Origin of the sequence: Rhizobium sp. NFR03, from assembly GCF_900111275.1 — a bacterium.
In the GTDB taxonomy this organism is placed as follows: Bacteria; Pseudomonadota; Alphaproteobacteria; order Rhizobiales; family Rhizobiaceae; genus Ferranicluibacter.
In genome coordinates, this window is record NZ_FOGR01000005.1 from 315,589 (window position 1) to 327,682 (window position 12,094).

The 12,094-nt window shown below is 63.1% G+C and carries 12 protein-coding genes; 6 read left to right on the forward strand and 6 right to left on the reverse strand.

What is annotated here, in order from left to right; all coding sequences use genetic code 11:
- Window position 1 precedes the first annotated feature (1 nt).
- The 3 genes from cyoC to BSG19_RS17830 are packed head-to-tail and all read left to right on the forward strand — an operon-like array spanning window position 2 to window position 1,837.
- On the forward strand, window positions 2-631 hold the full coding sequence (gene cyoC / locus BSG19_RS17820) for a cytochrome o ubiquinol oxidase subunit III (protein ID WP_092989362.1): 630 nt from the start codon (window positions 2-4) through the stop codon (window positions 629-631).
- The gene (cyoD, locus tag BSG19_RS17825) at window positions 628-1,029 is read left to right on the forward strand and encodes a cytochrome o ubiquinol oxidase subunit IV (RefSeq protein ID WP_092935511.1); all 402 of its coding nucleotides are present in this window, start codon (window positions 628-630) and stop codon (window positions 1,027-1,029) included. The genes cyoC and cyoD overlap by 4 nt, the downstream gene beginning before the upstream one ends.
- Window positions 1,019-1,837: an SURF1 family protein gene (locus BSG19_RS17830; protein WP_092989363.1), complete on the forward strand. Its 819-nt coding sequence runs from the start codon at window positions 1,019-1,021 to the stop codon at window positions 1,835-1,837. Before cyoD ends, BSG19_RS17830 begins: the two co-directional genes overlap by 11 nt.
- 133 nt (window positions 1,838-1,970) lie before the next feature.
- Here the strand turns inward: BSG19_RS17830 and BSG19_RS17835 are convergent, their stop codons facing one another.
- The 3 genes from BSG19_RS17835 to BSG19_RS17845 form a co-directional block, all read right to left on the reverse strand.
- Window positions 1,971-2,969, reverse strand: a complete 999-nt coding sequence (locus BSG19_RS17835; RefSeq protein ID WP_348272146.1) for a DUF4424 domain-containing protein — start codon at window positions 2,967-2,969, stop codon at window positions 1,971-1,973.
- A 70-nt stretch (window positions 2,970-3,039) separates the two neighbouring features.
- Window positions 3,040-4,056 carry an Ldh family oxidoreductase gene (locus BSG19_RS17840; RefSeq protein ID WP_092989365.1) on the reverse strand — a complete coding sequence of 339 codons (1,017 nt, stop codon included), beginning with the start codon at window positions 4,054-4,056 and terminating at the stop codon, window positions 3,040-3,042.
- A gap of 94 nt (window positions 4,057-4,150) precedes the next feature.
- On the reverse strand, window positions 4,151-5,134 hold the full coding sequence (locus BSG19_RS17845) for an AraC family transcriptional regulator (protein WP_092989366.1): 984 nt from the start codon (window positions 5,132-5,134) through the stop codon (window positions 4,151-4,153).
- 312 nt (window positions 5,135-5,446) lie between these two features.
- Between BSG19_RS17845 and BSG19_RS17850 the strand changes: the two genes are divergently transcribed.
- Complete coding sequence (locus tag BSG19_RS17850; protein ID WP_092989367.1) at window positions 5,447-6,487, forward strand: NAD(P)-dependent alcohol dehydrogenase; 1,041 nt, start codon at window positions 5,447-5,449, stop codon at window positions 6,485-6,487.
- An 82-nt stretch (window positions 6,488-6,569) separates the two neighbouring features.
- Here the strand turns inward: BSG19_RS17850 and BSG19_RS17855 are convergent, their stop codons facing one another.
- From BSG19_RS17855 to BSG19_RS17865, 3 genes are all read right to left on the reverse strand, one after another.
- A complete protein-coding gene (locus BSG19_RS17855) occupies window positions 6,570-7,670 on the reverse strand; it encodes a methyl-accepting chemotaxis protein (protein WP_092989368.1) in 1,101 nt (366 codons plus the stop codon).
- 120 nt (window positions 7,671-7,790) lie between these two features.
- Window positions 7,791-8,255, reverse strand: a complete 465-nt coding sequence (locus tag BSG19_RS17860) for an Lrp/AsnC ligand binding domain-containing protein (RefSeq protein ID WP_092989369.1) — start codon at window positions 8,253-8,255, stop codon at window positions 7,791-7,793.
- Window positions 8,255-9,418 (reverse strand): M20 aminoacylase family protein, encoded by a 1,164-nt coding sequence (locus tag BSG19_RS17865; RefSeq protein ID WP_092989370.1) that lies wholly within the window; start codon window positions 9,416-9,418, stop codon window positions 8,255-8,257. The genes BSG19_RS17860 and BSG19_RS17865 overlap by 1 nt, the downstream gene beginning before the upstream one ends.
- Before the next feature lie 172 nt (window positions 9,419-9,590).
- On the opposite strand from BSG19_RS17865, the gene BSG19_RS17870 reads away from it, so the two are divergent.
- Window positions 9,591-10,673 (forward strand): D-alanyl-D-alanine carboxypeptidase family protein, encoded by a 1,083-nt coding sequence (locus tag BSG19_RS17870; protein ID WP_170866027.1) that lies wholly within the window; start codon window positions 9,591-9,593, stop codon window positions 10,671-10,673.
- A gap of 160 nt (window positions 10,674-10,833) precedes the next feature.
- Entirely contained in the window at window positions 10,834-12,009 is a 1,176-nt protein-coding gene (locus BSG19_RS17875) for a CobW family GTP-binding protein (protein ID WP_092989371.1), read from the forward strand.
- The last annotated feature ends 85 nt before the right edge of the window (window positions 12,010-12,094 follow it).

Here is a 12,094-nt window from a genome sequence, read left to right on the forward strand (position 1 = left end):
CATGAGCGCACCGACACATACCTCTCTCGAAGATGGCGAAAAGCCGGTCTTCTACATGACGGAAGACCATCATCCGGAGAACAGCACGGGCCTCGGCTTCTGGCTGTACCTGATGAGCGACTGCCTGATCTTCGCGATCCTGTTTGCGACCTACGCCGTGCTCGGCCGCTCCTATGCGGCCGGCCCGTCACCGGCGGATCTGTTCGACCTGCCGCTGGTGGCCATCAACACCTCCATGCTGCTGCTGTCGTCGATCACCTACGGCTTCGCGATGCTTCAGATGGAGCGGAACGCCAAGACGGAAACACTGTTCTGGCTCGGCATCACCGGCATCTTCGGGGCCATCTTCATCGGGCTTGAAATCTACGAGTTCGTGCACCTGATCCATGAAGGCGCGGGGCCCGGCCGCAGCGCGTTCCTGTCGGCCTTCTTCGTGCTGGTCGGCACGCACGGTCTGCACGTCACCTTCGGTATCATCTGGCTGATCACGCTGATGGTGCAGGTGTCGATGAAGGGGCTGATCCCGGAAAACCGTCGCCGCCTGATGTGCCTCTCGATGTTCTGGCACTTCCTCGACGTCGTCTGGATCGGCGTCTTCTCGATTGTCTACCTGATCGGAGTTCTCGGATGAGCACCCACGCACCCGCACACGAGGACGCGCACGAAGCCCATCATGGCCACAGCCACGGTCATGAGGCCGCCCACGGGTCCTTCAAGAGCTATATGACCGGCTTCGTGCTGTCGATCATCCTCACGGCCATCCCGTTCTGGCTGGTCATGGGCGAGGTCTTCGAGAACAAGGCGGTCACCGCCGGTCTCGTCATGCTCTTCGCGGTCGTTCAGATCGTCGTGCACATGATCTACTTCCTGCACATGAACACCAAGTCCGAAGGCGGCTGGACCATGATGGCGCTGATCTTCACGCTCGTGCTGATCGTCATCGCGCTCTCCGGTTCGCTGTGGGTCATGCATCATCTGAACACCAATATGATGACCATGACGCCGGACATGATGCGCAATGTCCCCTGATAAACCCCGGCGGTCGGATACGGCCGCCGGTTCCCCTGCCAAGGCTTCTGCAGCCGAAAGCTCCGCTCCGGCGGTGCGCGGTTCCCGTAGAAGCCTCGTCGTGCTTGGCGCGGTTGCGACCTTCGTGACGGTCGTGCTTCTGGCGCTGGGCATCTGGCAGGTGCAGCGCCTGTTCTGGAAGCTCGACCTGATCGAACGTGTCGATGCGCGGGTCCATGCCGCACCGGTCGAAGCGCCTCGCGCCGACCAGTGGTCTTCCATAACGCCCACCAGCGATGAATATCGGCATATCAGCGTGAGCGGCACGTTCCGTCATGACGCGGAAACGCTGGTGCAGGCGACGACCGAGCGAGGCCCCGGTTTCTGGGTCGTTACACCGCTCGTGCGAGACGATGGCACCACGGTTCTCATCAATCGCGGTTTCGTGCCGCCGGATCGGCGTGTTCCCGCCAGCCGCAGTGCCGGTAATGGTCAAAGCCCAATTCGTGTCGTCGGTCTGCTGCGGCTATCCGAGCCGGGCGGCGGCTTCCTCCGCAAAAACGATCCGTCGGGAGATCGCTGGTATTCCCGGGATGTTGCTGCCATCGCCACGGCCCGCGGTCTCGATCGGGAGGCGCCCTACTTCATCGACGCCGACGGTACGGAAAATCCTGGCGGCTTTCCCATCGGTGGCCTCACGCGTGTCGTCTTTCCAAACAACCACCTCGTTTATGCACTGACATGGTTCGCGCTTGCCGCCATGCTGATCGGTGCGATGGTCGTTATCGGTCGCCGGGAGTGGCGCGCTTCGGCTGACCACCGCGCTTGAAGCGTGTCGTGATCTTGCAGATCCGCTCCTTACGCTGCCGGCGTTCGTTTTCCGCCGTTCTCGCAATTCGCTGCACGCATTTTCGGCGCGCGGCCTCAGCGCTATTCGTTCCTGGCGCGGCACATGTGCGATCTTATGGCCCGGTGTTGGGCTTGAGCAGGAGAATATCGAGATCGCGTTCGGGGCTGAAATCGGTCGCTTTCATCTCGAAGGTCGTTGGTCCGGTTTTGCGGACATTCGTGCCGCAGAAGCTGACATAATTGGCGGGGTCGCCCTTATCCACGGTCAATGTGAAGGACTTGATGGGGCCGGCCCAGTTGTTGCCGGTCGTCAGGATGTAGGAGATCCAGTTCTCGTAGTAATAGCGGCTCTCCGTGGCTTGCTTCAGCAGCTTCTGCGTTGTCCGCACGAAAGCATCGTCCAGACAATAACGCTTCCTGTAATCGTCGTACGTCGCGCCGCTGGGCTCGCCATCTTCGAGGTAGGTGACGGCAACCGTTCCGCCAACGCTCGGGATATAACGATGGGCGACGTGGATGTCCTTGCCGACCGGGAATGTGGTCTGCCAGTAATAGACGGACTTCAGTGTCCAAAGAGCCTCGTAGCCGATCTCCGGCCCGCTGCCTGAATCGAATTCTTCGCGCTGGATGAGCCCGCGTGCCGTCCAGTCATCGAGCGTTGCCGCCGGCAATGCTTTCAGCAATGTCTGGACGTGGTCGTTGCGGGGATTGAGTGGAATTCCGGCGGAGACGATGACGTCGGTCATGTCGATGGCGCCGGAATAGGCGCGTTGCTGAAGCTCGGGTTTCAGTGCGGCGCCATCCTGCGTCACGCTGAAGTCGAGGAAATTGTCCTTCGCCGGATCGCCGCCGGCCGAGATGTCATAGGGAGAGCCGCCGATCTCCGGCATGGGGAAGGCGACGTAGGAGGTGACCGGCTTCTGCCCGGTGTTGCGATAGATGTAATCGACGCGGATCTCGGTCGGGGAGATGAACAGCTTCTCCTCTTCCATCGAAATGTCCCAGCTCTTCATGAACTGCAGACCGCCCGTCTTCAGGGCGGCTGTCGTATCGTTTGCAGAGCTTGGTGCGGCGCCGAGCATCGCCAGTGCCGCCAGTGTCCATGTTCGCACGCTCGTCTCCTCCGGAATGCCGCCTCCGCTATGCGCGCCATGCCGGACGACGTCAATGGAGGCCATGCCCTCAGGCGAGCAGTGCCAGCAGATCGTCGTGCAGGCGCTTCGGTATCTCGATGCTGCCTGCCGCCTCGCTGCGTTGGCGCGCTTCATATCGCCGCTGTGAGGGGAGGCGCGCGCCTTGGCCGATGATGGCGTCGAACAGGGCCTCGGCCCGCTCGGCATTCTCCGCGACACGTCCGCCCGAGAGAAGGTTCGGGTCGAAGGCGAGCAGCAATTCACCGTGGCAGGGCGTGACGCCGGCGCCGGCGTCGTAGATCTGCGATTCCCGGCTTGTGAGGTCGCCGATCAGCGGTCCGGCCATCAGTTCCACCATTGCTGACAGCGCCGAGCCCTTGTGACCGCCGAATGTGAGCATGGCGCCGGCCATGGCAGCCTCGGCATCGGTCGTCGGGGCGCCGTCGCTGTCAATCGCCCAGCCCTCCGGAATGGCTTTTCCGGCACGACGATGGAGTTCGATCTCGCCGCGCGCGGAGGCACTGGTCGCAAAGTCGAACACGAACGGAAACGGGCCGGGGCGCGGCCAGGAGAAGGCGATGGGGTTGGTGCCGAAGACAGGTTTCGTGCCGCCGGCAGGGGCGACCCAGCTGTGGCTCGGCGTCATGGCAAGCGCTGCAAGCCCGGCAGCGGCGATCCGCTCGACCTCCGGCCAGAGAGCGGAGAAGTGATAGCAGTTGTTGATGGCGAGAGCCGCGATACCTTGCGTCCGCGCCTTTTCCTGCAGGAGCGGCAGGCCGAGCCGGAAGGCGAGGGGCGAGAAACCATTTTTCGCATCGACCCGCACGATGCCCGGCGCCTGATCCATGACCTCGGGCACAGCCGCCACGTTCACCTGCCCCTTGCGCAGAGCATCGACGCAGCTGAGCACGCGATAAAGTCCGTGGGAATGACACTCGTCGATCTGGCCCGCCATGATCGTATCGGCCAGCGCCTCGCAATGCTCGGCTGAAAGGCCCGCATGGGAAAGGGCCTGCACGGCCAGGGCGCGGGCTTCGTCGAGGGGCAATCGGACGGTTTCGGTCATGGGAACTCCGGTTCTGGGCAGTATGTCTTGCTAGGGTGTCTGGGAGGGGCTATCGGTCATGAAGAGCCGGGTCTCGCCGGCGAAAGTGGATGGTTCAACCCTCGCTCAGCATTTCCGGTTCTCCGGCCAGTCTGCCGAGAAGGGACCGGCGGGTACGGCCGGCGTCGCGCAAGGGTGGCGCACCGAACTGGCGGGCATATTCGCGGCTGAATTGCGAAGGGCTCTCATAGCCGACCTGATGCCCGGCACTGCCGGCATCCAGCTTGTCCTCCACCATCAGCCGGCGCGCTTCCTGCAGACGAAGCTGCTTCTGGTACTGCATGGGGCTCATGGCGGTGATGGCCTTGAAGTGGTGGTGCAGCGACGACACGCTCATGCTGACGCGGCGGGCGAGATCCTCGATGCGCAGCGGCAGGGCGTAGTGCTCCTTCAGCCAGGCGCAGGCGCGGCCGATCTGGTGCGATTGGCTCTCGACCATCGCCATCTGGCGGAGACGTGCCGCATGCGGGCCCGTGAGCAGACGGAAGATCAGCTCCTGCTCGATCAGCGGCAGCAGAGCGGGAATGTCGCCGGGGCGGTCGAGGAGGCGCAGGAGGCGCAGTGCGGCGTCTTCCAGTTCCGGTGTCAGCGCCGCGACCGTCATGCCGCGCTGCTCGCTTGCCGAGGCCTCGAAAGAAACGCGCGCCGGGTCGTCGCGCGATTCCCCGGTCGCGCCATGCCGCTCGAGCAGAGCGAGGAGCGGCGGTATCTTGGCGACGTCGATTTCAAAGACCATGCCGAGATAGGGGCTCTCCGGCGATGCCTGCACGATCTGGCTTGTGACCGGGAGGTCGAAGGAGGTCAGGAGATAGTCCGAGCCGCCATAGACATAGGTCTCGTGGCCGAGTGTGACCTTCTTCGCGCCCTGCGCGATGAGCGCGAAGCTCGGCCGATAGGCGCCGCAGGAGGGAACCGCCTGTTCGGAGCGTCGATGCACCGTCAGCCCCGGCACCGATGTCGTGTGATCGCCATCCTCGCTGGCGAAACGGGCAATGATTTCGACGAAGGGCTGACGGCGGGCGGCGGATGGATCGAACATGAGGCGGGACTTTCCTGAAACGGGTCGGCAGGATGACACGGTTCTAACGCGAAAATGCAAAGGGCGACAACGGCTGAAAACGCCTTGTGTGGCAGCATTCGGGTTCCGACGCGTTTGTGTATCCTTACTGTGTTGTTTTCACCGATGCGACATAAGCGGGATTGGCAGCAGCCCCAAAGCTTCCGCAGGTCATTTGCAGGATCGTGCAAGAATTTTGCAGGAATGGCACGTGCCTATGTCGGCTCCAGCTTGCATAGTAGGCGAGCCGGCGATGTTTCGACCGGTTCAGATTGCAGACAGAAGGAACCACCCATGGCTTTCGCAAAAGGATATGCGGCGACCGACGCGTCGAAGCCGCTCGAACCTTTCACCTTCGAGCGTCGTGCGCCCAACGAAGACGATATCGTCATCGACATCAAGTATTCCGGCATCTGCCATTCCGACATCCATCAGGTTCGCAACGAGTGGGGCAACGCCAAGTATCCCATGGTTCCCGGCCACGAGATCGTCGGCATCGTTTCCGCCGTCGGCTCCGGCGTGACCAAGTTCAAGGTGGGCGACAAGGCCGGCGTCGGCTGCTTCGTCAATTCCTGCACGACCTGCGCCACGCGTGACCTCGACCTCGAGCACTACATGCCGGGTCTCGTGCAGACCTATAATGATTTCGAGGCCGACGGCACGACGCCGACCTATGGCGGCTATTCCGACAGCATCGTCGTCAAGGAAGGCTATGCGCTTTCCATTCCGGACAATCTGGATTTCGCCGCCACTGCGCCGCTGCTCTGCGCCGGCATCACGCTCTATTCGCCGCTGATGCACTGGAAGGCCGGCCCCGGCAAGAAGGTCGCAGTCGTCGGTCTGGGCGGTCTCGGTCATATGGGCGTCAAGCTCGGTGCCGCGCTCGGTGCCGAGATCACCGTGCTCAGCCAGTCGCTTTCCAAGAAGGAAGACGGGCTGAAGCTGGGTGCGACGCACTACTATGCGACGAGCGATGCGGAGACGTTCAAGACCCTCGCGGGCACGTTCGACCTCATCCTCTGCACGGTTTCGGCCGAGATCGACTGGAACGCCTATCTTGGCCTTCTGAAGGTGGATGGCGCTTTCGTGCTTCTCGGCATTCCGGAAAATGCAGTGCCGGTGCACGCTTTCTCGCTGGTGCCCGCCCGCCGCAGCGTTGCCGGCTCCATGATCGGCTCGATCAAGGAAACGCAGGAAATGCTCGACTTCTGCGGCAAGCACAACATCGTCTCGGAAATCGAGTTGATCCGCATGGATCAGGTCAACGAAGCCTATGAACGCGTGCTGAAGAGCGACGTGCGCTACCGCTTCGTCATCGACGCCGCGACGATCTGATCGACGCCGCGACGATCTGATCGGCGCTCACACGTGCAGGAAAGGGGTGGCCGGGAACGGCTGCCCCTTTTTCATTCCGGATTTACAGCGACAGGCGGCGGCGGATGTCGTCCTCGCGCTCGGGTCGCTGGATGACCACGCCGCACCAGCCGAGGCCGTCATAATCCTCGTAGCCGAGCGTGGGTGCGAAGGCGACCAGTGTTCCGTCGCTCATGTAGTAGCTGCCGCGCGTCATGCCGTCGGGCGGGGTCAGGACGAAGTTGGTATAGACGAGCGCCTGGCGGGAGGCGGCGATGACCATGCCCTGACCGTCGAGCAGAAGCACGGTCGTGCGATCCACGTCGGCTGGGGCGATGTTGGCCTCCTTGTGCACGATCGACTGGCCCTGGTTTGCCCAGTCGAAGTAAACGCCCAGCGCGCCAACCAGCGGCGCCGTGGACACGCCACCCTGGCGGATGCCGGTTGCGTAGACCAGAGCGTCCGCGTTGCCGTGCAAGGGGCTCGGCTTGACCACGTCGACGATGTAGTCGTCGCCCGACATCGTCCTCATCGCCGCCTTGACCCAGGGTTCGCCTGAAAGGTCCCGGCCGAGAATCGTTTTCTGGAAACTTGGATTGGCCGACCCGATCGCCCGGCCGGTCGTGTCCACCATGACGAGATCGAGATAGACCGTGTAGAACCGGTTTATGACACCCAGACGTTTTGCCGCGAAGGCCTGCCGCTCCCGCTCCGGGTTTTCGAGCGCCTCCCAGAGGGCGGTATCCGTCGCCCACCAGCGCACGTCGGCCGTGCGCTCGAAGAGGTTCCGAACGATCAGCTGAACGAGGGTTTGCGCGAGATCGACGAGGCGTACGCCTTCCATCTCGTGTACCAGCGCGTCGGAAAGGGTCCGTCCGAGCGTGACCCGTTCCAGCACTTCCTGCTGGAACTTCGCGGCGATGGTGGCTGAGGCACTGGCCAGCCGCTGGACTTCGTGTGCGACGACGGCGAACCCCTTGCCGATATCTCCGGCGCGCGCCGCCTCGATGGCGGCGTTGATACCGAGCAGCCGGATGTGGCGGACGATATCGTCGTTCTCGCGCCGAAAGGTTTCCAGATCCCCGCCGATGCGCTCGGTAACGGCCCGCATGGCCCGCGGCGTGGCGCGCATTTCGCTCGCGCCGGTCCTTTCCGGTTCAATCATCCCCTCGGGCCTTCCACCTGGAACCGCTCGCGGCCCCGCACAATTAGTCGATCCTCATATTTATGAATCTGAAACTTGTGCGGGTGTTGTGCGGATGCTTTGAACCCTTAGAAAGTGCTGTTACAGCAGCGGCAAAGGCCCGTCGTTCTTGATTTCCTCCATCACGGCGTAGGTGCGGGTTTCCTTGACGCCCTGCAGCGTCCAGAGGAACTGCCCGAGGAAATTGCGGTAGGCGCTCATGTCCTCGAAACGGGTCTTCACGAGATAATCGAAGCCGCCAGCGACCATGTGACACTCGATGACGGACGGCGCCTTGCGGATCGCGTCTGCGAAAGTGTCGAAGACCTCAGGTGTCGTTTTGTCCAGCATGACCTCGATGAAGACGAGGAGACCAAAGCCGAGCCTCTGGGGATCGAGCCGCGCGCCGAAGCCCGAGACGTAGCCCTCCTTCAGCAGTCGCCGCATGCGTTCGCCGGTTGCGGTCGGCGACAGGCCGACGCGCTCGGACAGTTCGAGATTGGTGATCCGCCCGTCCGCCTGGAGAATGCTGAGGATCTTCCGGTCGATCCTGTCGATGCCGCTCATCAGGCGCTCAAACGGCTTTCCGCGAGGCGGACCCAGTAGGAAATGCCGTGGGGGATCGCCTCGTCGTTGAAGTCGTAGCCGGGATTGTGCAGGCCGGCGGTGTCGCCATTGCCCATGAAGACGAAGGCGCCGGGCCGGGCGAGCAGCATGTAGGAGAAGTCCTCGCCACCCATCATCGGATCGACATTGGCCACCACCTGCGAGGCGCCGGCGACGTCCGTCGCGGCTTCCAGTACATGGCCGGTTTCCGTGGCGTGGTTGACGGTGACGGGATAGTTGCGGGCGTACCGGACGCGGGCCGTCGCGCCATAGGCCGCAGCGAGATGCGTGCAGATCTCGTTGATGCGGCGCTCGGCCATATCGCGGTTCTCGGCCATCAGCGTGCGAACGGTGCCGGCCAGCAGAGCCTGTTCCGGAATGACGTTGTGGGCAAAGCCCGCATTGAACTTGGTGACCGAGACAACGACGGCCGACAGCGGATCGGCGGTGCGCGAGGCGATGGTCTGCAATGCGGTGACGATCTGTGCGCCGAGCACGATCGGATCGATGGTCTTGTGCGGCTGGGCCGCATGGCCGCCGCGCCCTTCGAGGGTGATCGAGAATTCATCGGTCGAGGCCATGATGGGGCCGACGCGGGAGGCGAAATGACCGACCGGCATGCCGGGCATATTGTGCAGGCCGTAGACCTCGGAGATGCCGAAGCGCTCCATCATGCCGTCCTTGACCATCTCGTTGCCGCCGCCGCCGCCCTCTTCGGCCGGCTGGAAGATGACGGCGACCGCGCCCTTGAAGTTGCGGGTTTCGGCCAGATACTTGGCAGCGCCGAGCAGCATGGCGGTGTGCCCGTCATGGCCGCAGGCGTGCATTTTGCCGGGGGTGGTGGAGGCATAGGGCTTGCCGGTCGACTCCGTCATGGGCAGGGCATCCATGTCGGCGCGCAGACCGATGGTGGTGCCATCGCCGAGATTACCGCGGATGAGACCGACGACGCCGGTGCGGCCGATGCCGGTCACGATCTCGTCAACGCCGAATTCCCGGAGTTTGTTTTCCACGAAGGATGCCGTATTTTCCACGGCGAACAGAAGTTCGGGCCGGCTATGAATATGGCGGCGCCATGCTGTGACTTCGTCCTGGAGTTCGGCTGCACGGTTGAGAATCGGCATGATCTATCCTGTCGGTCGTGGTGGCGGCACGCGGTCGCCGGGCGATCTCATGGCAAAGGTCTTTGCCTTGCCCCTGCCATATAGGTTAAATAGCGCCTCGACACGAGGCAATGCCCGAAAATTTCGAGGTTGAACTGTGGTGACTATGAAGATTCGCATGTCCGGTTACCGGCTGGTTGCCGGAGCCATCGCTGGCGCACTGGCGCTCACGGCCGCGGCACCCGCGCTCGCCAATCCCAAGCTGGTGGTGGATGTCGCGACGCTGAAGGTCTACGAGCAGGAGGATATCTTCCAGCGCTGGTATCCGGCGTCGCTGACCAAGCTGATGACGGCCTATACCACGTTTCGCGCCATGAAAGCCGGGCGCATGACGCTGGAAACGCCGATCGTCATGTCCAAGCATGCGGCCTCCGAGCAGCCGAGCAAGATGTACCTGAAGCCGGGCGCGTCGATGACGCTCGACAGCGCGCTGAAGATGATGCTGATCAAGTCGGCAAACGACATTGCGGTTGCCATCGGCGAGGCAGTCGGCGGCTCCGAGCCGGGCTTCGTCGCCATGATGAATGCCGAGGCGAAGCGGATCGGCATGACCAACTCGAACTTCGTCAATCCCAACGGCCTTCCCGAGCCCGGACAATACACGACGGCACGGGACCTCGCCGTGCTCGCCATCACGATCAAGCGCGAGTTTCCCGAATATGCGGCCTATTTCGCCTATGAGGGCTTCACGACCGGCAAGAAGAGCTATCCGAACTACAATATGCTGATCGGCCGCTTCGATGGTGCCGATGGCATGAAGACGGGCTTCATCTGTGCGTCGGGGTTCAACCAGGTGTCGTCCGCCACGCGCAACGGCCGTAGCGTCGTCTCCGTGGTTCTCGGTGCCGACAGTCTCGGGGGCCGGGCGGACGAGTCCGCGCGGCTGATGCAGATGGCGCTGACGGCGAGCCCGGCCGGCAAGCCGGGCCTCGGGCAGATCGCGCCCTACGGCGAAACGCGGGACGTGACGGCCGATATCTCCAAGCAGATCTGCTCGGCGCAGGCCTCCAAGATCCGCAGCGAGGGCCGCGACGAGGCAGGACGCCAGAAGCTGCTGTCGCCCTTCATCCACGAGATCAACCGGCCGCTCAATTTCGTGTCGGCACAGCTGATCCCGGGGCAGGGCGCGAAGGCTGCGGATGTCGACGGGCAGCCGGCCAGCGCGCAGGGCGATGTCGCCAATGTGCCGGTACCCGTGCCGCGGCCGGTTTTCTAGAGCATTTCCAGCCGAAGCGGGATCGCTTCGGCGTCGGACAATGCGAAGAAAACAAGAGGTTAGGGCATTACCGGTGAACCCGTGTTCACCGGTAATGCCCTAGGACGTCCAATTCCCTCATGCAGCCTGTTTTGCGGGCGAGCCCTCGAAAGCGAACCATATGATCACCCGTTTCGATCCGGTGCCGGTCTCGATCCTCACCGGCTTTCTCGGTGCCGGCAAGACGACGCTTCTCAACCGGCTTCTCAAGGATCCCGATCTTTCAGATACGGCGGTCATCATCAACGAGTTCGGCGACGTTTCGCTCGATCATCTGCTGGTCGAATCCTCCGGCGACGGCGTGATCGAGCTTGCGGACGGGTGCCTCTGCTGCACGGTGCGGGGTGAGCTTGTCGATACGCTGGCGGATCTGATGGACCGGATGCAGACGGGCAAGATACGACCGCTGAAGCGCGTCGTCATCGAAACCACAGGCCTTGCCGATCCGGCACCCGTCATGCAGTCCGTCATGGGGCACCCGACGCTGCAACAGAGCTACAGGCTCGATGGCTTGGTGACCGTAGTGGATGCCGTCAACGGTCTTTCGACGCTCGACCATCACGTCGAGGCGGTGAAGCAGGTGGCTGTGGCCGACCGGCTGGTGCTGACCAAGGCGACGCTTGCCTCTCCGGAGACCTTGGCGACGCTCAAGGCACGGCTTGCCGAACTCAATCCGCGCGCGCCGGTCCTCGATGGCGATCTTGAGGAAACGGGCCGGTCTTCGCTCTTTGCCTGCGGACTTTACGATCCCGCGACCAAGATCGCCGACGTCGGCCGATGGCTGCAGGACGAGGCAAAGCACGATCACGATGCGCATGATGCTCATGAGGGGCATGGGCATCATGAGGGGCACCATGGTCACGGCCACCACGCCCATGATCATCACGGGCATCACCATCATCACGATACCAACCGGCACGGGGATGATATCCGCTCGTTCAGCATCGTGCATGACAAGCCGATCTCCACGATGGCGCTCGATATGTTCGTGGATCTCATCCGCTCGGCGCATGGTGAGAAGCTGCTGCGCATGAAGGCGATCGTCTGCACCGCGGAGCGGCCGGAGCGGCCGCTGGTGCTGCACGGCGTCCAGCAGATCTTTCACCCGCCGGAGCGGCTGGCCGCCTGGCCGGACCCTGACGATCGGCGCACGCGCATGGTGCTGATCACCAAGGGACTGGAGGAAAGTTTCGTGCGCGACCTGTTCGACGCCTTCACCGGCAAGCCCGCCATCGACCGGCCGGATCGGCAGGCGCTTTCGGACAACCCGCTGGCCGTGCCCGGTTTCCGCATGTGAGCTGGGGTCCCGGTCCCGGTCGCGGACCGGGACGAATACGATCGCCGGTTGATCGACGCAAGGCCTTCGTTTCGAGCAACCGCTC